The 23085-nt window shown below is 64.6% G+C and carries 19 protein-coding genes; 13 read left to right on the forward strand and 6 right to left on the reverse strand.

Going from position 1 to position 23085, the window contains the following annotated elements; genetic code table 11:
- The first annotated feature begins 4 nt into the window (after positions 1–4).
- From HHL27_RS18870 to cobU, 8 genes are read left to right on the forward strand one after another with little or no spacing between them, the layout of a single operon-like run.
- Entirely contained in the window at positions 5–412 is a 408-nt protein-coding gene (locus tag HHL27_RS18870) for a DUF1636 domain-containing protein (protein WP_169494946.1), read from the forward strand.
- Positions 409–1425: a nicotinate-nucleotide--dimethylbenzimidazole phosphoribosyltransferase gene (gene cobT, locus HHL27_RS18875; protein WP_206069708.1), complete on the forward strand. Its 1017-nt coding sequence runs from the start codon at positions 409–411 to the stop codon at positions 1423–1425. Before HHL27_RS18870 ends, cobT begins: the two co-directional genes overlap by 4 nt.
- Complete coding sequence (locus HHL27_RS18880; protein WP_169494947.1) at positions 1422–1988, forward strand: histidine phosphatase family protein; 567 nt, start codon at positions 1422–1424, stop codon at positions 1986–1988. Before cobT ends, HHL27_RS18880 begins: the two co-directional genes overlap by 4 nt.
- Positions 1985–2701: an adenosylcobinamide-GDP ribazoletransferase gene (gene cobS, locus HHL27_RS18885; protein WP_169494948.1), complete on the forward strand. Its 717-nt coding sequence runs from the start codon at positions 1985–1987 to the stop codon at positions 2699–2701. Before HHL27_RS18880 ends, cobS begins: the two co-directional genes overlap by 4 nt.
- Entirely contained in the window at positions 2698–3681 is a 984-nt protein-coding gene (cobD, locus tag HHL27_RS18890) for a threonine-phosphate decarboxylase CobD (protein ID WP_169494949.1), read from the forward strand. The genes cobS and cobD overlap by 4 nt, the downstream gene beginning before the upstream one ends.
- Complete coding sequence (gene cbiB / locus HHL27_RS18895; protein ID WP_169494950.1) at positions 3674–4615, forward strand: adenosylcobinamide-phosphate synthase CbiB; 942 nt, start codon at positions 3674–3676, stop codon at positions 4613–4615. The genes cobD and cbiB overlap by 8 nt, the downstream gene beginning before the upstream one ends.
- Positions 4615–6078, forward strand: coding sequence for a cobyric acid synthase (locus HHL27_RS18900; protein ID WP_169494951.1), 1464 nt, complete (start codon positions 4615–4617; stop codon positions 6076–6078). Before cbiB ends, HHL27_RS18900 begins: the two co-directional genes overlap by 1 nt.
- Entirely contained in the window at positions 6071–6577 is a 507-nt protein-coding gene (gene cobU / locus HHL27_RS18905) for a bifunctional adenosylcobinamide kinase/adenosylcobinamide-phosphate guanylyltransferase (RefSeq protein ID WP_169494952.1), read from the forward strand. Before HHL27_RS18900 ends, cobU begins: the two co-directional genes overlap by 8 nt.
- Here cobU and HHL27_RS18910 read toward each other — a convergent pair.
- Both HHL27_RS18910 and HHL27_RS18915 read right to left on the reverse strand, forming a co-directional pair.
- Positions 6564–7439 carry a DUF2182 domain-containing protein gene (locus HHL27_RS18910; RefSeq protein WP_240960028.1) on the reverse strand — a complete coding sequence of 292 codons (876 nt, stop codon included), beginning with the start codon at positions 7437–7439 and terminating at the stop codon, positions 6564–6566. The genes cobU and HHL27_RS18910 overlap by 14 nt on opposite strands.
- Complete coding sequence (locus HHL27_RS18915; RefSeq protein WP_169494953.1) at positions 7375–8007, reverse strand: DUF1326 domain-containing protein; 633 nt, start codon at positions 8005–8007, stop codon at positions 7375–7377. Before HHL27_RS18915 ends, HHL27_RS18910 begins: the two co-directional genes overlap by 65 nt.
- Before the next feature lie 556 nt (positions 8008–8563).
- On the opposite strand from HHL27_RS18915, the gene copC reads away from it, so the two are divergent.
- From copC to HHL27_RS18930, 3 genes are all read left to right on the forward strand, one after another.
- Entirely contained in the window at positions 8564–8953 is a 390-nt protein-coding gene (copC, locus tag HHL27_RS18920) for a copper homeostasis periplasmic binding protein CopC (protein ID WP_169494954.1), read from the forward strand.
- Positions 8953–9834, forward strand: coding sequence for a copper homeostasis membrane protein CopD (gene copD / locus HHL27_RS18925; RefSeq protein ID WP_169494955.1), 882 nt, complete (start codon positions 8953–8955; stop codon positions 9832–9834). Before copC ends, copD begins: the two co-directional genes overlap by 1 nt.
- Positions 9835–10021: 187 nt before the next feature.
- Entirely contained in the window at positions 10022–10405 is a 384-nt protein-coding gene (locus HHL27_RS18930) for a hypothetical protein (RefSeq protein ID WP_169494956.1), read from the forward strand.
- Positions 10406–10433: 28 nt separating this feature from the next.
- On the opposite strand, the gene HHL27_RS18935 is transcribed toward HHL27_RS18930, so the two are convergent.
- On the reverse strand, positions 10434–11597 hold the full coding sequence (locus HHL27_RS18935; protein WP_169494957.1) for a PepSY-associated TM helix domain-containing protein: 1164 nt from the start codon (positions 11595–11597) through the stop codon (positions 10434–10436).
- A gap of 120 nt (positions 11598–11717) precedes the next feature.
- Here HHL27_RS18935 and HHL27_RS18940 point away from each other — a divergent pair, with 120 nt between their 5' ends.
- Both HHL27_RS18940 and HHL27_RS18945 read left to right on the forward strand, forming a co-directional pair.
- Positions 11718–13832: a TonB-dependent receptor gene (locus tag HHL27_RS18940; RefSeq protein ID WP_169494958.1), complete on the forward strand. Its 2115-nt coding sequence runs from the start codon at positions 11718–11720 to the stop codon at positions 13830–13832.
- A 237-nt stretch (positions 13833–14069) separates the two neighbouring features.
- A complete protein-coding gene (locus HHL27_RS18945; RefSeq protein WP_169494959.1) occupies positions 14070–14525 on the forward strand; it encodes a ferritin-like domain-containing protein in 456 nt (151 codons plus the stop codon).
- 232 nt (positions 14526–14757) lie between these two features.
- On the opposite strand, the gene HHL27_RS18950 is transcribed toward HHL27_RS18945, so the two are convergent.
- The 3 genes from HHL27_RS18950 to HHL27_RS18960 form a co-directional block, all read right to left on the reverse strand.
- Positions 14758–15207 carry a 4'-phosphopantetheinyl transferase family protein gene (locus HHL27_RS18950; protein WP_169494960.1) on the reverse strand — a complete coding sequence of 150 codons (450 nt, stop codon included), beginning with the start codon at positions 15205–15207 and terminating at the stop codon, positions 14758–14760.
- 349 nt (positions 15208–15556) lie between these two features.
- Positions 15557–20161: an AMP-binding protein gene (locus HHL27_RS18955; protein ID WP_169494961.1), complete on the reverse strand. Its 4605-nt coding sequence runs from the start codon at positions 20159–20161 to the stop codon at positions 15557–15559.
- Positions 20162–20222: 61 nt separating this feature from the next.
- A complete protein-coding gene (locus HHL27_RS18960; protein ID WP_169494962.1) occupies positions 20223–22853 on the reverse strand; it encodes a porin family protein in 2631 nt (876 codons plus the stop codon).
- Between the last annotated feature and the right edge of the window lie 232 nt (positions 22854–23085).

The raw sequence follows: 23085 nt of genomic DNA on the forward strand, positions 1-23085 counted from the left end.
TGCGATGCTGATCCCCGCCGATGATGGCCCGGCCATCGTGGCCTGCAACACCTGCCGCCACTCCAAGGATGCCCAGAACGACGCGGACGGTCAGCGCGGCGGTGCCCTGCTGGTTGCCGCGCTGCGCGCCATGCAGCAAGCCGATCCGCGCTATGCCGGCATCGCGGTGCAGGAAATGCCGTGCCTGTTTTCCTGCACCGAGTTCTGCTCGGTCCACGTCCGCGCGCCGGGCAAACTCGGGTATGTGCTCGGCCGCTTCACCCCCGACGAGGAGGCCGCCACTGCCCTGCTCGATTATGCCGTGCTCCATGCGGCCAGCGAACACGGGCGCGTGCCGTTCAAGGAATGGCCCAAGGGCGTAAAGGGCCACTTCATCTGCCGCACCCCGCCCGCAGGGTTTGTTGCGCAATGATCGGGTTTGCCTCGCCCGCCGCGTTCGAGGCCGCTTTGGCCAGCCTGCCCTCTGCCGATGCGGACGCCCTTGCGGCCGCCCGCGCCCGGCAGGGCCAACTGACCAAGCCACCGGGATCGCTGGGGCGGCTGGAAGACATCGCCGTGTTCATGGCCGGCTGGCAGGGCACGGCTCGCCCGGTGATCGAACGCGGTCGCACCGCGATCTTTGCGGGCAACCATGGCTTCGTGGCCCACGGCGTCAGCGCCTTTCCCGCCAGCGTGACCGAGGCCATGGTCACCAATTTCGAAGCTGGCGGCGCGGCGATCAATGCGCTGGCCGACGCGGCCGGGCTGGATCTCAGGATCGTCGCGCTCGACCTCGATCGCCCCACCGCCGATTTCACCACTGCCCCCGCGATGGACGAGGACGAATGCCTTGCCGCGCTGTCGGCCGGGGCAGGCGTCGTGACGCCCGATCTCCAGATCCTGACCGTGGGGGAAATGGGCATTGGCAATACCACGGCCGCCGCGGCGCTTTCCGCCCGCAGCTTTGGCGGCAGCGTGGCCGAATGGGTCGGCCCCGGCACGGGTGTCGACAGTGCCGGCCTTGCCCGAAAGGTTGCCGTGATCGAACAGGCGCTTGCCCTGCATCACTCCGCGCCTGCCTCGCCGTTCGAAACGCTGCGCAGGCTTGGCGGGCGGGAGATCGCGGCCATTGCAGGTGCGGTGCTGAAGGCGCGCCAGTTGCGCATCCCCGTGGTGCTTGATGGCTTCATCACCTGTGCGGCGATTGCGCCGCTGGCCGCCAAGGTTCCGGCGATCACCGATCATTGCCTTGCCGGGCATTGCTCGGCCGAACCCGGCCATGTCCGCCTGCTTCGCCACCTTGGCCTGTCTCCCTTGCTGAGCCTTGGGATGCGGCTGGGCGAAGGCAGCGGCGCAGCGCTCGCCGTGTCGGTGATCCGCGCAGCGCTTGCCACGCACGCGCAGATGGCCACCTTTGCCGAAGCGGGCGTGGCCGACAGGCTGTGAGCGCGTTTCACCTCCACCTGATGCGGCATGGCGCCCCCGAAACATCCGGACTTCTGCTGGGCCATACCGACATGCCCGCCAGTCTGGCCGGTATTGCGGCCTGCGTGCAGCAAGTCACCGACCTGTCCTTCGGCACGGTAGTCGCGTCCGACCTGCAACGCTGCGCGGTAACGGCGGACGGAATCGCCGGTTCGCGCGCCTTGCCGGTCACGCGCGATCCACGCTGGCGCGAGCTGGATTTCGGGGCCTGGGACGGGCTGAACCCGGCGCGCGCGGACAGCACAGCGCTCGCCCGGTTCTGGAACGATCCCGAAGCCGATCCGCCACCGGGCGGCGAACGCTGGTCCTCGCTGGTCGCCCGCGTCGATGCCGCGCTTGGCAGTATCGCGGGCGATACGCTGGTCGTCACGCACGGCGGCGCTATCCGCGCGGCGATGGCTTGCCTGTTCGGCTTCGAGCAGCGCCATCTCTGGGCGTTCGACCTGCCCTATGCCTGCGTCGTCAGCCTGCGCCTGTGGCCCGGCACGCCGCGCATCGCGCAGATCGTGGGGCTGTGGCCATGAAGGGCCTGTGCATCGCGGTGCAGTTCCTTACCCGCCTGCCCGCGCCGTCGGTGTCTGTCTCGAACGACGCGTTCGGCGCATCGATGCGGTGGTTCCCGGTGGTCGGGTTGATCGTCGGCGGGATTGTTGCCGCGGCGGGATGGGCCGGGGCGCATGTCGACAGCTGGACCGGCGCGCTGGCCGCACTCGCGGCATGGATTCTGGTCACAGGCGCGCTGCACCTGGACGGGCTGGGCGACATGGCCGATGCCAGCGGCGCCGCGCACAAGGATCGCGACCGGCTCCGCGCCGTGCTGGCCGATCCCCATGTGGGCAGCTTCGGCGTGACCGCCATCACGCTGCAATTGCTGGCCAAGCTGGTGCTGCTGCACGCGCTGATCGACCACCGCCAGATCGCTGCGCTCGTGCTCGTGCCTTTCGCCGCGCGCATCGCCCCGTTGTTCTGGACCCGCTGGATCGCTCCGTTGCATCAGGGGCTTGGGGCACGCTTTGCAGGGGCCATCCGCCCGACAGACATCGCCTTCTGGACGCTCGCGCTGCTGGCAACCGCATGGTTCCACCCGGCCCTGCTGGCCATCGTTCCTGTCATCGTGCTGTGGGGCCGCTGGATAACCCGGCGCATCGGCGGCATTTCCGGGGACGGCCATGGCGCGGGCATCGAACTGATCGAAACCGCGCTGCTGCTGGGCCTCTGCGTGGAGACCGCATTGTGACCTCGCCCCGCTGGACATGGCATGGCGGCGGCATCGCTGCGGCCCGAGCCCACTTCGGAGGAGAGGACTGGCTGGACCTTTCCACCGGCATCAACCCCCACGCCTGGCCGCACGCCAACGCCGTGCCCGTCGATTGGCGCGCCCTGCCAGGCGAAGACGACGTGGCGGCGCTCGAACGCGCTGCTGCCGCCCACTTCGGCTGCGATGCAGGCAGCGTCTGCGCCGTCCCGGGGACCGAAGTGGGCTTGCGCCTTGCAGGCGAACTGCTCGATGGCCGGGCCTGCCACGTCACGCCCACCTATCGCACGCATACCGAGATGGTGACCGGCAGCAGGCCCATCGCTATCGACACGCTGGATCAGGCAGACGGCTCAACGCTGATCCTCGCCAACCCGAACAACCCCGATGGGCGTCTGCTCAGCCGTGACCAAATCGACGATCTGCTGGCACGACGCGGCGCGAACGGCTGGCTTGTGCTGGATGAAGCCTTTGCCGATTGCCACCCCAACCACACCGTCGCCGACCGGGTCAGCGACGAGCAGCGCCTGCTCGTCTTCCGCTCGTTCGGCAAGTTCTTCGGGCTGGCCGGCGTGCGGCTCGGGTTCGTGATCGGGCCGCGCCAGATCATCGACGACCTGCGCAGGCGGCTGGGGGCCTGGCCGGTCTCCGCCGCTGCCATCGCGATCGGCACGGCGGCTTACGCCGATCGTGCGTGGACGGCCATGATGCGCCGCAGGCTGGAGGCCGAGGCAGCCCGACTGGACGCCGAACTGCATAGGCGCGGGTATCGCGTGATCGGCGCCTGCCCGCTGTTCCGCCTGATCGAATGTGCCGATGGCGCGGCCCTGTTCGACCATCTGGCCATGCGGGCCATCCTCACCCGCCCCTTTGTCCACCAACCGCAGTGGTTGCGGGTGGGGCTGCCGGACAGCGAAGAGAGACTTGCCCGCTTCATCTCCGCCCTGCCCGACCATGGCTGAACCCGTCGTTCTTCTTGCCCTTGCCCTCGATGCGGCGATCGGCTGGCCTGATCGGCTCTATCGACGGCTGGGTCACCCGGTCGGCGGCTTTGCCCGGATCATCCAGAGTTGCGAGCGCGCCTGGAACCGCCCGGCGTTGCCCCCGCCGCTACGGCGATTGCTCGGGGTACTGACGGTGGTGATCCTCATCGCCATTCCGGTCGGGATGGCACTCGCGATGCAGGCGCTTTTGCTCAAGATTTTCGGGTCGCTTGCATGGATCGCCGAGGCCGTGCTCGCCTGGCCTGCGCTGGCACAGCGCAGCCTGTTCGATCATGTCCGCCCGGTGGCCGTGGCCCTTGAGGCCGGCGACCTTCCCGCGGCCCGCCGTGCCGTTGCCATGATCGTCGGGCGTGATACCGCCGAGCTCGATGCAGCGGGCGTGGCGCGGGCCGCGATCGAAAGCCTTGCCGAAAGCTTTTGCGACGGGATTGCCGCCCCGCTGTTCTGGCTGGTCGTGGGCGGCCTGCCGGGGATTTGGGCCTACAAGGCGATCAACACCGCCGACAGCCTGATTGGGCATCGTGAGGAGCGCTGGCGCGCCTTCGGCTGGGCCGCTGCACGCACCGACGACCTGGCGAACCTGTTGCCCGCGCGGATCGGCGCCGTGATCATCTGCCTTGCAGGACGCGGCGGATGGTCGACGATGTGGCGCGATCATGGCCGTCATTCGTCGCCCAACGCCGGCTGGACCGAAGCGGCCATGGCCGGCGCCCTGCACGTGCGGCTGGCTGGACTGGTCGTCTACGATGGAGTGGCCCATGCGAAGCCGTGGATCGGCGAAGGCCCGCCCGACGCGACGGCGGCGGATATCCGCCGCGCGCTCGTAATCTACGTTCGCGCCTGCCTCCTGCTGGGCGTAACGGCTACCGCGTTTGCATGGAGAGGATGGTGATGGGCGCACTGATGCTGCAAGGTACCGGGTCCGATGTCGGCAAATCGGTGCTGGTCGCCGGGCTGTGCCGCGCGTTTGCCAATCGCGGCCTTGCCGTGCGCCCGTTCAAGCCGCAGAACATGTCGAACAATGCTGCCGTCACGGTCGACGGCGGAGAGATCGGCCGAGCGCAGGCCTTGCAGGCCATGGCCTGCCGGGTTGAGCCTCATACGGACATGAATCCCGTCCTGCTCAAGCCGCAGGCGGACCACACCTCGCAACTCGTGGTGCATGGGCGAGTGCGCGGAACGATGGGCGGCGGGAATTTCCGCACCGCGCGCGCCGCGCTCCTGCCCGATGTGCTGGAAAGCTGGCAACGCCTGCGCGCGCAATGCGATCTTGTGCTGGTCGAAGGCGCAGGATCCCCGGCCGAGATCAACCTGCGCACAGGCGATATCGCCAACATGGGCTTTGCGCGCGCCGCAGGCGTGCCAGTGGTGCTGGTGGGCGATATCGACCGTGGCGGGGTGATCGCGGCGGTGGTCGGCACCCGCACCGTGATCGATCCTGCCGATGCAGCGATGATCCGGGGCTTCATCATCAACAAGTTTCGGGGCGATCCCGCGCTGTTCACGGACGGCTATCACCAGATCGAGCAACTTTCGGGCTGGCGCGGCTATGGCGTGGTTCCGTGGCTCGCCGCCAGCGCGCGCCTGCCCAGCGAAGATGCCGTCGTGCTCGAACGCCATGCGCGCGATGGCATGGGCACGCTGAAGATTGCCTGCCCGATCCTGCCGCGCATCGCCAATTTCGACGATCTCGATCCCCTGAAGGCCGAAAGCGGGGTCACGGTCGTCATGGTACCGCCCGGCCATCCCACCCCCGCCGATTGCGCGCTGATCGTCTTGCCCGGTTCGAAGGCGACCATCGCGGACATGGTCGCCCTGCGCGAACAGGGATGGGACATCGACATCCTGGCCCATCACCGGCGCGGGGGACGCGTGCTCGGCATCTGCGGCGGCTATCAGATGCTGGGCCGCCGCATCCGCGATCCACATGGCATCGAAGGCCCGCTGGCGGAAATCGACGGGCTGGGCCTGCTCGATGTCGAAACCGAGCTTACCCCGCACAAGGCTTTGCGGCGCGTCCAGGGGACCGCGCTGGAACAGCCGTTCGAAGGCTTCGAGATGCACATGGGCGAAACGGCCGGTGCCGGATGCATGCGCCCCTTCGCAATGCTCGACGGTCACCGTGCCGATGGTGCCATCAGTGCCAACGGGCAAGTCATGGGCAGCTATGTCCACGGCGCGCTGGCCAGCACGCCCCTGCGCACGGCACTGCTCGCCGCACTCAGCATCCAGTCCGATGGTTTCGACCACGCCGCCGCGGTGGACGCCGCGCTCGATTCGATCGCGCACGATCTCGAAACCCACCTCGACGTCGATGCCCTGCTGGCGCTCGCGCAGGGAGGCGCCGTTGCCTAGCCTGTTCGTTCTGGGCGGCGCCCGTTCGGGCAAGAGCCGCTATGCGCAGCACCGTGCCGAAGCCACCGGCCTTTCGCCGGTTTACATTGCCACCGCCCAGGCTTGGGACGACGAAATGCGCGACCGCATACACCTGCACCAGCAGGATCGCGGCCCCGCCTGGTCAACCGTGGAAGCGCCGCTTGCGCTGGCAGAGGCGATCCGCGCGCACAATGCGTCAGACGCTGTGGTGCTGGTCGATTGCCTGACCTTGTGGGTCACCAACCTGCTCCTCGCCGATCGCGACATCCCGGCAGCCACCACCGACCTGACGAAGGTGATCGCCGGTGCCAGAGGTCATGTCGTCCTCGTCAGCAACGAAGTCGGCCTTGGCATCGTCCCCGAAAACGCCCTCGCGCGCCGGTTTCGCGACGAGGCCGGCAGGGTCAACCAAGCCGTTGCAGCGGCGGTCGGCGAAGTCCAGCTTGTGGTCGCCGGATTGAATCTCACGATGAAATAGCGCCACCCCAGACCAATACTGATAGCCCAATCATGCAAATTCCAACGAAAGCGGCGATCCTGTTTCCAAACCGGCTCACCCTTTCAAAAGCGACGAGAACGCTCAGAAGGGCGATCCACACGACATTCATCACACCGCCCACGAACAGCAGCGCCATCAGCAACCAGCAACAGCCGACGCAGATCGCGCCGTGGATCAGCCCCATTCGTAGCGCCCCCATGCGTCCAGGGCGGTAATACCGGCTCAAAAACACGGCCGGATTGCGACACTGGCGAAGGCATGCGTTCTTGGCCGGCGTAAGCTGGTAGATCCCGGCACAGAAGAGGAGGAGTCCGGCCAGCCAGGAACTGGTCAGCGCCATTGTCATCGGTTCCATCATGCCGCTCTGCGCAAGCAACGATTGCAGTGCGGCAATTGCCAGAGAAAACGCACCCCACAGCAGCAGGTAACCGGCGAGGAAAAGACCGGCCGCAGTCCATTCGCTCTTTCCGCGACCGGGGGCTTGGGTCGCCACGCGGTCAAACAGGAGGATGGTGGGCGAGGCCGCCGGAAGCATCATCGCGGCCATCATTACCCACCACATCGCAAACAGGATCACGAAGCGCAGCGGTCCCCCACTCATAGTCGTCGCGCCCATGGCAGACGAGGTGGCACCTCGCGGCCATAGACCGCCGGAAATCGCCATGCCGGTCCCGGCCCCTGACAGCACCCAAGCCCATGCCATGATGCAAAGCAGTGCCAGCAGGACCGCGCTTACCCGCGCGGGATGGGCCAACGCACGGCGCCACCGCACCGGATCACGACCGGACAACACCGTGGCTGTCGAGATGAATATGAGCAAACTGCCCATAGCTTTCGGCATGATCCAGCTTCATCGGCACGAACGACCGACTGGTGCCCGATCCCACTTCCGCCACGTCGTACTCGAAGCCTTCCGGCAGTCGTATCTGCGCACGGATTTCTGCGCCATTTACCGGGCTGCGGATCGGTTCGCCCCTCATGTCCACGTGTTCTGCAATGCGCAGATGACCTTTGCGCGCCTCTACATCCACGTCGAAATCAATCGAGTGAAAACGGGGCTCGTGCATCGTCTCGATGGTCGATGCAAACACTGCGAAAACCGTCGCAAACGGATCCGTGTCACCCCCGGTCATGATGGTCAGTAAGGCGTTGCGCTGTTGGGCGCTGGCCCGTTCATCGACGAACGCAGCACATTCTCCGTGGCCTTCGTGAATCGGCCCAGGCCAGTGGAACACGGCTGCGATGTTCAGCCCCGAAAGATCGATGTCACCGTGCCTGCCGACATCTATCGCCATCCCGAATACTGCCTGGCAGTGCCCCTTGTCGGGCAACCCACCGAACTGGCAGTTGCAGCCGAAATCGCAGTTGCAGTTCACCAGTTCGCGGCCCTTGAGATTCCAGTAGGTCATCCTGCACCTCCATGGTGAGAAGCACCGTCCATCCCGCTTGCAATAGCAAACGATACCACGTCTACCCCGCGTTGTCAGGCATAAGACTCGCAATTGGTGAACCGTTCCGATCACGAGGACGACCGAGCTTTCAACGTTGTGCATGCTGACAGCGCCGCCTTCGTCATGATGATCGGCGTATAGTAAACATGCAGGTCGGCCATCGGTCTTCGGGCCGAAGATCATGATACCCGTAGGCTTGCCTCGGGAGGGCACCGCCACAGGCTGGGTGTATCGAGAGCGTCCGCACGTCGCGGGACCCTGCGTCGCGAGGGCAGCAGGCAAGCGGAAAATCTAGTCGATACCGCCCCATCGTACAGTCGGCGAGCTGGTGCACCTGGTCGAGTTCTGCTGCCACGACAGAGCCAAAGACGAGGTCATTCATCGCAAGCACATCCTTGCAGTTCCACACATTCATACGCCAAGGCGCACCCAACCCCTCACCAATTGCACCCGAGTGGAGAGGTAACGTGACGGGCGGCGCATTTATGGCACTAGCTTGTCCAAGGAATGTACGATGAAGCCGTTTCGATACTTCGCCGCCACAACCGCTGTGTTCGGCCTCGCTTTCGCGCTGCCCGCACAAGCCCATCCGCGCCTGGTCTCCTCCAGTCCGGTGACGGCAGCGAACGCCATAAACGTCAGGATCATAACCCTGAATTTCAACGAATCGATTTTGCCGCAAATGTCGGGTCTTGAAATCATCATGACCGGCATTCCCGGAATGGCAGGCCATCACCCCTCGATGAAGGTCACGGGTATCAAGGTGGCTGCCAGCGCCGACCGCAAATCGCTGACTGCCAGATTGCCGCGGCGTCTCTCTGCCGGCACTTATGACGTAAGCTGGCATGCTGTGGGCAGCGATACCCACCGGGTTACCGGCAAAGTAAGTTTTACGGCTCGCTGATGAACGGGTTCACGCTGGTACGCTGGGCGGTCTATGCTGATCTCGGCTTACTGTTCGGCGTACCGGCGGCTGCCATTCTGCTCGGGGCCAGGCAAACGCTCGAATTCGCCCATCGCTCTCTTTTGGCACTGGCGATTATTTCGGTGCCTCTGGCGGCGATGGCATTTTTTCTACTTGTTGCTCAAATGGCGGGAACCGCAATCTCGGGACTTGACCCGCAACTCATCTTGGATCTGTTAACAGGGTCCACACTTGGCCTATCCGCTATCGCCCGCTCAATCGCTCTATTTGCCGCACTTGTGCTTTTGGCCCGGCCGCGCTCTAATCCGCGGTGGCTCGTGCTTCCCACTTCAATCGCGACGGGTTCACTCGCCTGGTCAGGACATGCTGCAGCAAGCGAAGGTTGGATGTCGGCCTTGCGCCTTGCTTTGGATATTACCCACCTGCTGGCTGCCTCGATCTGGATTGGTGCATTAGCGCTCTTCCTGGCCATGCTTTTCCACAAATCGGACTCTGCAGGCGAGCCGGTAATCACGCTGTCACGCTTTGCCGGCATCGGGAGCGGGCTAGTTGGAACCTTGTTCGTTACTGGCCTTGCCAACTTGACGTTTCTCGTTAGCCCAATGGAATTTCCCTCACTGACAGGCATTCTCTATGGTCGCCTGTTACTGCTCAAACTCTGTGCATTTTGGGGAATGCTTGCGCTTGCGGCAGTGAATCGGTTCGTTTTCGTTCCCAAGCTCATCAGGGCAGGCGACATTGCGGACCGGGCTGCGTTGATGCGTAAGCTCAAACTCAGCATCGTCATGGAGACTGTCCTTGCTTTCACGGTGCTTATTTTGGTCGCGCAATTGGGGCTGGCTGATCCTTCCCTCTCGTAACCAGCAATACCCGCGTGCGCACTTGCCCTCGGCGCAAGCCCGGTCGCCCTGTATCGCGCGGACATGCCCGTGCTCGCTGCATCGCGAAACTGGTATCCCCATCGCGCCGGTTTTCCTGACGATCAGGTTCAGCCGAAGTGCAGCCATCGTCAGCAAAAACAGGCCTCGGGGCGAAGGAGTGAGTCGAATGAAATATCGCGCATTTTTTTCTTCTTTGGGAGTAGTAGCCGTCGCGCTCTTCACGCCCACCATGGCTTCGGCCCAGTCAAGTTGGTCGGTAACCGTGGGGAACGGTTATGGATACGACTATCCCGCGTACGGCCAGCGATATCGAGGCTGGCGCGATGCGCACCGCGACCTTCATGATGACCTCGACGATCAGCACGACGACGCGCACGACCTGCTCGACGATCAGCATGCTGAGGCCCACCAGTATTGGATGACGCCTTGGCAACACGAACGCCTTCACCGCCGTCTGAATCGTGAGCATGCGCGCGAACATCGACGCGAAGAGCGGGAACACTGGCGCGAACATGAACGTGGCTACTGGCAAGGCTATAACGGCTGGTAAGCGAAGGGGTTTCGGCGGGTCAATGCGATTAGACGGCCCGCCGGCCCGGCTTATCGTGCGATAACTGGCTCGCCCCCTGTCCTCGTCTGCGGCGATGCCTGCTAAACCAAATCGAAACTCCGGTCATATACATCGCTGTCAGCCCCAATCCAGTGAGGAATGTTACGATCCGTCCAGCAAAGCCGGCCGCCTCACCACTGTGGAAGGCAAAAGCGCTCTCAAGCAGGCGATTGGTCAGCGGTGCCCTTTCGGCATCGTAAACGTCCAGCACCCGGCCATCCACCGGATCGACTGTGATCATGCTCGTGCCTGACCAGATCCGCCATTCCCCAGGCTGACGAAGCCTGACTTGATATGCGGGCAGTGCAGGGCTCGGCAGGATGAGCGAGACGAAGGCGGCATGCGGAAGCCTGACCTGAGCGGCTGCCAGTGCTTGATTAGCAGTGACAATATGTCGCGGCAGGAGGCCAGGCTGCACTGCATAAGGAGGCCGATATGGCAAATGGCTCTCGCTGAAGCTACGCAACTGTTTGCCGAAGCCCATCGTCGCCCCGGTAATTGCAAGTAGCACAAGGGACACAGCGGCGCACAGCCCGACCAGTCGATGCCAGCCATAAAGACGCTGGGCCGTCGAACGCCACCGACGGAAGTCGAAGATGGCGCGCCAAGCCTTGCGGCGGGGCCATGCCAGCCACACGCCAATCAACGCGCTGGCCAGCAGAAACAGGCCGGATGCACCAAGCAAGATTCCGCCCATTTCACCCAGCAACAAGCGATGGTGCAAATCATAAATCCACCGCGTCGCACTGCCTTCAAATGGCGAAGTCGGTCGCCAGTCACGTTCACCAAGCTTGGCCCCTGTCGCCGTGTCGATGAGGTGGCCGCGCTTGCGTCCGTCAGGTCCGGTATAATTGATAACGAAAATCGACGGGTCATGATCAACACGTCCGATGCTTTCAGGGCGCGTCGCAACTGGCAAGTGCGCGGCCCCAAGCAGCACGTCCAGCGAAAGTGGCATGGAGCGCTGCGGAGACGGTAAGGCGCTTCGGTCCAGTTCGCGGTGAAACACCAGGATCGCGCCGGTGAGCCCTTGCAGCGCCCACAACAAGCCGAGGGTGAGACCCATGCACAGGTGCACGCGGCGAAAAATGTGCTTTGCCCTGCCGCCTTCGTGAAATGCTGTCGACGCCATGCGCTGTCCCTCCAAGATGACCCGCTTTAGCCCATATCAGAAAAAATAAAACGATATTGCGAGTCACTCGCATTCTCGTTAGTGGCCGTGAGATCAGGAGGGACCGTCATGCAAGTCACAATGCCATCTGCCACTGCCGCCATTGCACTGGCTTGCGCTTTGAGCGCGGGCGCTCACGCGAACGAAGCCGAAAGCAGTGCCGCTGATAGCGTGGGACGTGGCAGCGGCATTGTGGTCACGGGCGCGCGCGAGGCAGGCTATGCGCCAGCCGCCACGGCAGCGATCAAAATCCCTGCCGAACTCCGTGACATTCCGCAGACAGTGGACGTCGTGCCGGAGGAAATATTGCGGGATCAGCGCGCCCTGTCGATCCAGGATGCGCTCAAGAACGTTCCGGGTGTTGGCCTCAGCCACGGCGACGGTCAGCGCGACCAGGTGACAATCCGCGGCTTCAGCGCGATTTCCGACCAATTCGTTGACGGATTCCGCGATGACGCGCTCTACTTCCGCGACCTTTCCAACGTCGAGCGGGTCGAAGTGCTCAAGGGGCCGGCGGCAGTACTCTATGGGCGCGGTTCGTCAGGCGGCCTTATCAACCGGGTCACCCGCAAGCCGGGCGAGAACGTTGCGGCGCTGACGCTCACGGCAGGCTCTTGGGATACCAAGCGCGGCGAGTTCGACCTTGGCCGGGTCTTCGATGACGGAAAGGTCGCCTTGCGGCTTACCGGCGCGCTCGAGCGTAGCGGCAGCTTCCGGCAGTACCAGTTCCTCGATCGCGAAGCGATTGCGCCGTCACTGCTGCTGCGTCCCGGCCCGCAAACCGAAATTCTGTTCCAGGCCGATTATCTGCGCGACAAGCGCATCACCGATTTTGGCATTCCCGCCTATCAGGGCCGACCGGTGGATGTGGCACCGGGAACCTACTATGGAGCGGCGAACGCCCGCGATGCCGATACCAGCCGGTCAAAGGTTTCCTCCCAGGCGATCAGCATCGTCCATCATTTCTCGGACCACCTGACCCTGCGCAACGGCTTTCGCCGCTACAACTATGACCTCGATCGCCGCAACACGCTTACCGGCGCGGTGCTTCCGGTCAGCGATACCCGGCCCCACCCGCTGGCCTCGCTCAACCGCTCCAACTTCTTCCGCAACGAAGATGGCTGGTCGAACCAGCTCGAACTGACCCACATCTTCGCCACGGGCGGCATCCGCCACACGGTGCTCTACGGTTTCGAGATCGGCCGCCAGACCAAGCGGCAATTGCTCTATTCGCGCAATGGTTTTGCGACGGTCGATCTGTTCGCGCCGGTGCTGCCTGTCGTGCCGGTGGATCTTGGCGGCAATCCTGCGACCGACAACGAAGGCCGTTTCCGGAACGAAGGGCTTTATGCGCAGGATCTGATCGACTTTGGCTCGGGCATCAAGGCTCTGGTGGGTATTCGCCATGACTGGTTCGAACAGCGCACGATCCAGCATCTTGCGCTACCCAACCTTGCCCGCAAGGACAGCGAATGGAGCCCGCGTGCGGGCCTGGTCTTCCAGCCCGATGCGACGCAGAGCTATTATGCCTCGTGGAGTCGCTCCTTCCAGCCGTCGGGCGAAGGCTTCGCGCTGGCCGTCAACAATGCCGGGATCGAGCCCGAACGGACGTCGAACAAGGAAGTTGGCGCCAAGTACACTTTCCTTGGCGGCAGGTTGAACACGACGGTTTCCTTATTCGAGCTGGAGCGCACCGGGATCAAGTCAACCGTGCCGGGGACCACGACGCTGATCCCGATCGGCACCCAGCGTACGCGCGGCGTCGAACTGTCAGCCAATCTCGACCTGGCGTCCGGCTGGCGGGCAGTGGCGGGATATTCGTATCTCGATGCCAGGGTGATCCGCTCGGTCGCCATCGACGACCGCCAGCCAGTCCAGGGCAAGCGCGCCACGATCACCCCGCGGCACAGCGTCAACCTGTTCGTCACCAAGACGTTCGAGGATCGCTTCGGACTCGGCCTTGGCGGCAACTACGTGGGTGACAGGTTTGCCAATCCGGGCAACACGGTGACCTTGCCGGCGTATGTCACCGTCGATGCGCTGGCCTGGGTCAGGCTCGGCAATGCGCGGCTGCAGGTCAATGCCTACAATCTGTTCGACCGCCGCTACATCGTCTCAGGGCATGGCACCTCGCCCAACCTGAACCTGCCCGGCGCGCCGCGTACGGTCATGGGAACGGTCCGCTTCGAACTGTGACACGGCTGCGGACCGGCTTCTCATCCCCGGGCTGATCCGCATGCCGCAATCAGTGCCCGCCATGGACGACTTCGCGAACCGACCGGTCGCTAGTCCTGATCGTGGCGGGCACATCCCGCCCGATGTGAAATGGCACCCTGGCAGGCGATGGCCATCTTCGAAAAAATCGCCTACAAACTTTGGCACCAAGGCTGCTATGTTAGCATGGCACTGCCTCGGAAAATGCAGGAGACTGTCATGACCGAAGACGACAAGAAGTCCGCCATTGGGGTTCTGAACCGGATCATGGAGGCCGAGCTGGCAGGAGTCGTCCGCTACACCCATTATTCGCTGATGGTGTACGGATATAACCGCATTCCGATCGTCTCGTGGCTGGAAAGCAACGCCTCGGAAGGGCTGGCCCACGCGCGAAAGGCCGGCGAACTGGTGACGCTGCTGGGCGGGCACCCGTCGCTGCAGATCGGCCCGCTTCTGGAAACCGCCCGTCATGACATTGGCGATATCCTGCGCGAGAGCCTCGAACACGAGAAGATGACTTTGGGCCTTTACTACGAGCTCCTAGAACTCTCGAACGACCGCTCCATCCTTCTGGAAGAATATGCGCGCGAAATGATCATGCTCGAGGAATTGCACCTCGACGAAGTCAACAAGATGTTGCGCAAACCGGGAGATGTGCAAGCTTTTGAAGAATAGACCAACCGCCATCTGGGCAATTTCGCAGGTTCCGTGCAGGGTCTATTTGTTGGAGCTAGTCCGCTAATGGTCGAGGCGCTCAGGTTCGTCCGCCATCTGCCATGCCCTGAACGCCGCGCGGTGGTTGGGGGTTGAGGTGCAATCCTGCCAGATCGCGATCATTGCCACTATTCTGACGCTGGGCAAAGTTGTCGGAAATCACTGAGTCTTCCTTTCAAGACTTGTGGCGCCGCTACAACCCATGCCAATTCTGCGTGCGCAACAGTAGTGTTGCGACGGAGGGCTGACGTACCGCAATTGCAAGAATTCTGTCCATGCCGAGGCGCAGCAGCCTGAAATGCCAATCCTGTGCCCGTTCGCGCAGGCCATGGGCAAAGATCACACCGATCTCATCCGGCGGCGAAAGGTCGAAGGTTGTGCCGGAAAGCCCGTCTGCCAAGCCGATTTCACGAGCTTTCACATAGCTTTCCTTTAGCGCCCACAGACGGACGAAGGCTTCGGTCTGCTGCGCAGGATGCAAATTTCGCAACGCCGTCGACTCGGCATCCGAAAAGAACTGCTCGGCAATTTCCAGTGAGTTCCGACCGGAAGCGATCCGTTCCAGGTCTATGCCGATCTCCGGCCCGGCGCCGGTAACCGCACAGATGCTTACACCGTCGGCGTGAGACAGGCTGAACCACATGGGTTGGGGCAACTCAGGTGTCGCAATATAGGGCTTGCCACGTCGTCCTAGCGCGAAGCGCCAGTCCTGGGGAAGCACTGGCCCGTAGAGTGACAGGACCTGACGACACAGTGCCCTGCCGATCACGAATTGCCGCCGCCGTTGCTCATCGCGCAGTTGCAGGCACCGCGCGCGTTCATCGGGTGACAGCAATGCGTGGAGGGCCGCGATGTGCCCGGTCTGCGTCCCCGCCCCGTCTTCGTACCGCCAGACGTGAACCTCATGCCGACCGGGTGCAGGTTGCGTCCCCTGTCCGATCGGAAGCATGTCCGTCAGTCGGTGCAGCCTCCTGTTCAAGATGGGGCCGTCATCATGTCGGGGAGCCGACTTGCATGCACGCCGTCCGCAATTGCGCCATCGCCGTTAGCGTGATCGCTTCGCCCGGCCAACCGTACCACGTCGAGGCAGGCGAGCTTGAATCGCCCGCCAGCACCAGCGTCCCTTCCAGCAGCGTGGCCCCATCGCCCACGGTGCTCATCATCATCACGCGCGAGGCGGTTCGCAACGTCGCGCGCGCGCCGATGCGGATCGGTCCCATCATCCATTCGCCGCGCGTGTTGAGGTGCGCGATCAGCACGGCCTGATCGATGCGGGCATCGTCGCCGATGTCGAGGAAGTCAGGCTCTTCCATCATCGGATCGGCCCCGTTGGGGTAGAGGCACACGTTGCGTCCGATCCGTGCGCCCTCGGCGCGGAAGTACCATACCAGGAATGCCGAACCTTCAAGGTAGGCCAGCACGTCGCGGTTGGCGAACCATCCGCTTGACAGCGACGAAATGACGCTGTGGATCTTCCAGCGCTGGCAGTAGGACGAGGCGGTCCAGAAGTGTTCCCCTTCGGTGCGGTGGCCGATGATCATCCACTTGGTTGCAACCAGCAAACCCAGCGCGCCAAGAGCGCTCGCCAGATGGAGAGGAAGGTAGAAGCCCGCCTGCAGCAGCAGGATGTCAGCGGTGTTGCGCAGGGTCGCGCCGTCGGCGATCAGCATGGCGCGCACGAGCAACAGCGCCGTGATCATCGGTGCCGCGCGATAGAGCGCCCCGAAGGCCGCCCAGACGAGATTGAAGGCGATATGGGCGCCGAGCGGCCAGACGGCGTAGTCGGCCTCGCCCAGATACATCGCGCGACCATAAGGGCGCAGCGTGTCGGCCTGTACGCGACGGGGCGTTGCCGCTTCCAGCTCGATCGGAGCCTCGCGACCGTCCTGCCCAATCCACGTCGATCCGGCAGGGGCGACGAAGCCTTCCGGCGCGAAAGTGCCTGATCCCATCACCGCGTTGCGTCTGACCACCACGCCCGGAGACAGCACGCAGCGATCGGCCACGTTCGCGCCCGGTTCGATACGGATCGATCGCGAGCCTTGGGTACTGGTCATCAGATAGGTCGAGCGCGAGCCGAAGGTCACGTCGTCACCACATTCGAACAGGTCGTACTCGGTCATGACGTTGCCCGAACCGGGCCAGTAGATGCGCTTGCCCACCCTGGCGCCGAGCAGGCGGTAGATCCCGCTGATCGCCGCGAAGTTGGAGCCGAGCAGCGGTGCCACGCCGCCGAAGCGGCCATCGGGCAGCAATTGCCACATCAGCCACCGTTCGAACATCGGCCAAGGGCGGCGGACGTCGGCCTCGGCGCGGAAGCGGCCGATCACGATCCACTTCACCGCGATCACGCCGGCGAGGTAGAGAAACGGCGTCGTCAGGGTCGAGACCACCAGCACCGAGGTCGACACGATCAGCCGATGCGGTTTGAGCATGCGGACCAGCAGGTCGACCGGATTGGCCATGTGCCCGCCCTGTGCCATCCACCCCGCGAGGAAGTGGTGCATCAGCAGCACCACCGGCACCCACGCTGCCAGCATCAGGCCGCCCTTGATCGCCAGCCCCGCAGCCTTGAGCCAGGCGGGCGGATCATACAGCAGCGCCCGCGACAGACCCCGCGTGCCCTGGTTTCGCGCCCTGGGATTGTCGGAGGTGCCCAGCGGCGCAATTTCGGTATCAGCCGGAAGATAGCTGCCCGGCACCACCGTTGCCCGCGTCCCGATCGAGACGTTGGCCCCCAGCGCGATCGGCTTCATGTCCATCGCCCCGCCCTCCAGCACGAAAGGCCGGACGATCGCGGATTCGTCGATGCAGGCCTCATCGCCGATGGTCAGCAGGTCGAACTCGCCAAGATCGGCGCTGGGCGCGATGCGCGTGCGCCGTCCGACACGGGCGCCCATCAGGCGATAGTAGAGCGCGATCATCGGATATGCGGTCGAGAACACGCCAAGGCCGATGGTAGCATGTATCTGGCGCACCAACCACCAACGCAAGTAGCGATGCCCCCACAGCGGCGCGGCGCCCGATCGGTAGCGACCGACGAGCACCCATTTGAGCGCGATCGTGATCAGCGGCCCAACGGTGCTGCGCGCAAGGCTCGCACCTGCGAGCGCGGCGAACATCACCCAGGCGCCGCGCAGGCCGAGATCGGTGCGCATGTACCACCAGGTAAGAATCCAGCACGCGAACTGCGCCAGGCGAACCACCGGCGGCAGCACCGCGAGCGGAAGCAATTGGATCAGCAGCGTCGGCAGGGCCGTCTGCGACTTTGCGGGCGGGCCATCGAAACCGGTGGCGGCGGCGTGGTCCGTCGTGCCGGCGTCGGCATCGACCGCCAGCGTGGCGATTGCAGCGCGCACCGCCCCGGCCAGTTCGCGCACCGTGCGGTTGCGGAAAATCGAGGTCGGGGCCAGCGCGATGCCATATTGCTTGCGCACATCGGCGATGATCCGCACCGCCGTCAGCGAATCCCCGCCAAGGTCATCGAAGAAATCGCTGTCCAGCCAGACGTCCCGATCCTCGCCCAGACACTTGCGCCATTCCTCCAGGATGAAGGCTTCCACCTTGTCGGCCGGAACGGAATCGCTCTGTTGCGGCTTTTCCAGCAGCGCCAGAAGCTGGTCGGTATCGACCGCGCCCGAAGCGGCGTGGCGGGGAAATGCATCGAGCAGCGTGATGGAACGCGGCACGAGATAATCGTGCAGGGCGGCGTGAAGCCCGGCCTTGAGATCGGCTTGGGTGACATTCGCGGTCTCGACGCCCGCGCGGATGGTGCCGCAGGAATGGCCGATATGGACCACCACGTCCGCCGCTGCGGGACAAGCTGCGCGGATCGCCGCCTCGATCTGCGCGACCGACACTTCCACGGCGCGCGCCGCGATCGGCTCGGTGATGGGGGTGCCCTGCGGCGGGCATTGCGCCATCAGCAGGCGCGACCGTGCGGGTGCCTTCTCGTCCACCCCGTCGATGCCGAAGCGCATGGCAAGGCGAACGCGCAGCAGCTTGCCCGTGGCGTTCTTGGGCAGATCGTCCATGTAGACGGCCAGCACAGGCCATTTGGCCGGCGACAGGTGCCGGGAAAGGTGCGGGGCCAGCGCTTCGAGATCGACGCGGCGGCCATCGCGGGGCACGATCACGCAGCCCACGGTTTCGCCCAACATCTGATGCGGCACCGCAAAGGCCATCGCCGCCAGGATTTCGGGGTGCCCGACCAGCACGTCCTCGATTTCGGCGGGCGCAATTGTTTCGCCGCCGCGCTTGATCACGTCCTTGCCGCGACCGACGATGTAGAGGAAACCGTCCTCGTCAAAGCGTCCGATATCGCCGGTATCGAACCATCCTTGCGGGATCGTCGGTTCGCCGGGCGCCGGATCGTCCTGCACAATGCGCGCCAGCGGGGCACCACGCAGCATGATGCGGCCCGAAACGCCCGTCGGCAGCACCTCGCCCGCATCACCGAGAATGCGCACGTCCGGTCCCAGCACGCGCCCGCTCGCGCCCTTGCGCTCAAGCTGGTAATCGAGCGGCGGGCAGGCGATCGGCATGCATTCGGTCATGCCGTACCCGGGCAGGATCGTGGCGTCGAAGCGCGCGCGCAGCCTGTCGGCGGTGGACGGCAGCAGATCACCCGCAGCGTTGCAGATGAAGCGCAGCTTGCGCGCGCGCGGTGTCCGGCCTTCGCCTTCGTGCAGGATGCTGTCGTGCATCGTGGGCGAGGCGTAATACCAATTGAAGCCCGCGCCTTCGTCCAACTCGTCCCAGAACATCGCCGGGTCGAAGCCGTCGGAATAGATCATCCCGCTCCCGGCCAGCAGCGGCGCATAGAGGTTGCGGACGATCCCGCCGACGTGAAACAGCGGCATCATGTTGTAGCCGCGATCGTCCGGCCCAAGTTCCAGCGCAGCGGCGATGCAGGCAGCGCCGACGCACAAGTCATGCAGGCGGATGGGGACGAGCTTCTTGCGTCCCGACGTTCCCGACGTGAACAGTTCCAGCGCGATATCGTCAGGACCATTGAACCGGCGCCAGTTGGTGCCAGCGGGCAGCGCATCGCCAGTCAGGTCGAACAGGCCGACCGCATCGGGATGCCGTACGAGATCGGCAACCGCGATGCCGCAGCCGCGCGCCGCGCGCCGGATATGGTCGAAATCCTCGCCCACCGGCACGATCACCGCCCTTGCGCCGGTTTCAGCCAGGTCGGCGGCGATTTCGGCCTCGGGATTCCAGGGGTTCATCGGCACCACGGTGCAGCGCATGCCGACCCCGAGCAGGCAGACCGCCAGTTCCGGGCCTTCGGGGATCGCGATGGCGCATCGGTCGCCCGGCCGCAGCGCGAAGTCGTCAAACGGCGCGCCCGCGCTCAAGAATTCGTAGAGTTGGGCAAAGGACAGCGAATGCAGCCCGCGCGCGGTGGTGCCCACCAGCGCGCGGCGGTTGCCGACATTGGGCAAAAGGTCCAGCAGCGTCGAAAACTCCAGTTCGCGTCCGATGCGTTCGCCGAGCGTTTCGCCGCGCTGCCAGGCGCTGGTCCATTCCCGCAATCGCGCGGTCAGCGGCGGTCCGGCATACGCGGGATGCGTGATGTTGGTCTGATGCACGCTTGCAGTCCTTGATGTCGGCGCGCCGGGCGCTGTTGATCGGGAAGCGGGAACGGGATCGTCAGAAGGTCTTGCGGATGCTGAACCGGATGGTGCGGCCCAGCGGATCGAGGAACGCGGGTTGGTAGATGTAGGGCGTGGCGCCAGAGGCATCGGTCACGCGCGGACGCCCGTCGAAGATGTTGTCGACCGCCAGGGTCAGCCGCACGCCCGCCAGCCACGGATGCGCGCGGGCCAGCGCCTGCTGCTGGCCGAGATTGGCGAAGATGCGCAGGTTGGCCGTCGCCAGGTCCGAGAACGACAGCGCCGAAGCCGTCGTGCCCCGCGCCATCCGCTGTGCCGTTGTCGCACTGCGCCAGTCTGCCGAAAGCCGCAGGCCGATGCCGTTACTGGCAATGCCCGCCTGCGCCTCGATCTCGTGGCGCGGGTCGCCGCCGGTCATGGCCAGGGTATCGCCATGGAGCAGGTCGAGCATGGGTAGGCCATCACGCAGCAGCACGTCGTGGCGCAGATGCCAGGTGTGATAGAGCGCGAACGAAAGACGGTTGGCGTTCTTGCGCATGCCGGGCACGTGGCCACCCGATGCCCCCGTCCCGCCCAGCGCCTTCAGCCAGTTGATGCCCCAGCGCAATTCCTCGCGGTCATCGCGCGACACGTTCACGGGGCGATCATCGAATCGGGTCAACGCACCGGCTGAATCGCGCACCACGCGCCCGGGGAACGCCGCTTCCAGCGCAGGGGTGGCGGCAAACGGCACGATCGCATTGCGCGTGCGGGCATGGATATAGTTGGCGGTGAGCGAAAGCCCCTTGGTCCAGCCCGGCTTCCACGTGGCGCCGATCTTCAGCACGCGGCGGTTGTCGCCCGAAAGCCGCGCGTTGCCCCCCTCGATGCGCGAGGCCTCCACCGTCGCGCCCTGCATGAAATCATAGATGCGCACGTTGGGCGTGGTCAGCACGGGCGCGCCGATCTGCACAAGCGAGGGCGCGCCGTCGGCGTCCGTCATCGAGGCGATGAGTCGCAGCGGCTGGACCGGCGACCAGACTACGCCGTAGCCCAAGGTCTTCTGCGTGCCGAAATCGGAAAGCCTGTGCAGCGCGACGTTGCCATTCACCGAGAGGTTGCCCAGCGCGGCCAGCACATTGTTGCGGCTGCTGGTGATGGGAACGTCGATGCTCAGTTGTCCGCTGACATCGCTGCGCGAAGCGCCGCTGTCCTGCGCCACGCCAAGGCGCACAGAATGCCCGTCCAGCGCCGACCAGTTCGCGCCAAGGCGCAGGCTTGTCAGCACCTGGCCCGCAGGCAAGTGCAGCGCCGGGCCGTGGATCATGGCGTCGAACCCGCCCGCGTCGCTGACGAGGCGGGTGATGTCGGGCTGCCTTGCCAGCAACAGGCCCGGACCGAACGCGCCAAACGGATTGACCGCAGGATCGCGCGCCTGAAGCGCGGCGTCGATGGCCGTCTGGTCGATCCCGCCTTCGGTGCGCGTGCGGGCCTCGAGATGATCGTACGTGCCCGAAAACGACCATTGCCAGGCCCCGGCATGGCTGTTCAGCATCAGGGCCAGATGCCCGCCGATGTCCCGTTCGTGCCGGCTGAGCGGTGGAGCGCCCTCGGCAAGCCGATAGACCGCAACGTCGTTGGCAAAGGGCGAAAACGGGTTGCCGGCAGGCAAGTCCAGCTTGAGCTTCGGCAGGCCCAGCAGCGACACGTCGTTGCTCGCTTCAAGCCGTCCATTGATCGTGGCGGCAATCGAACCCAAGATGTTGCGGCTGTAGGACGCATTGATCGACCCACGGTCGCCCGATGGCAGCAGCGTGCGAAATGGCGTCGTATCGGTAATGTTCGCGCGATTGGCCCCTGCAACAAAGTCACCCAGTGCGAGAGGGCGACCGACGGCCATGGCGGGCACACCGGCCAGCGTCACGGTTCGCCCGGCAAGTGCGCTGAGCGCGGGGTCGATTTCGCCCGCAGGCGTCAGCGCGGCAACGTTGCCCACCACATCATAAGGGCGACGCGGCGCAAACGCACCGGGATGGCGCGCGCTTTCGAGAAGGTCGTCGGCGTGCTGGTATTGCAGGGCAATGTTTACCCGGCGGTCGTGGTCGATTTCCAGATAGGTAACGCCGGGATCGACCAGATTGCGGCCGCCCTCGGTGGCGATCCGGTCTCCCGCCTCTGCGATCAGGGCGTGGAAACGCTTGCGCAGCACGATGTTGACCACGCGCTGGTCGGCCGGATAGCCATATTTGAGCGCCACTTCCTCGGGCAGGATCTCGGCCCTGGCGATCGCTTCGGCGGGGATGTCGCGCACTTCGGAAAAGCCGGACGTCCGCCGCCCGTTGAGAAGGACGATCGTCGGCTCGCCGCCCCGGCCCTGACCGCTGCGGATCTGCGGCGCAAGCTCCTGAAGAAGTTCCGAAACCGAATTGATGCCCAGCGCGCGAATGGTGGCGCGGGAAAACTGTTCGTCGGGCCGGACATCGCCGATCACGGCGCCACGCGGGGCCTTGTGCCCGGTAACGACGATCGCGGGATCCTCTCCCTCGCCGTCATCCTCATCGTCCTGCGGCGGTGCCGCCTGCGGATCCTGGACCGTTGCCGACGCGACCGGGGGAACGACCTCCTGGGCCAGCAGCGCCCGAGGGTCCGCCCCGGCAAGGAGCGGAAGTGTGAACAACCAGCGTTTCATTCCCATTTTCCGACTTTGCGAACCCGAAGGGCAGCCCTCCGATTGCCGGAGCTGGTTAGCGACCACACCGAATGAAGAGTTAGATAAAATATTAACTTTAGTTGCCGATGGGCGCGCGTGTTGCGCACGTTGGGCAGCCCATCACTTCCTGTTGCTTTCCCTTACAACGCTCCCGAACGCGGGAAATTCCACCTTCCATGACAGCCCGTGAAACCCGTCGAATGGCAGCGGT

Origin of the sequence: Novosphingobium olei, from assembly GCF_012927405.1 — a bacterium.
Taxonomy (GTDB): Bacteria; Pseudomonadota; Alphaproteobacteria; order Sphingomonadales; family Sphingomonadaceae; genus Novosphingobium; species Novosphingobium olei.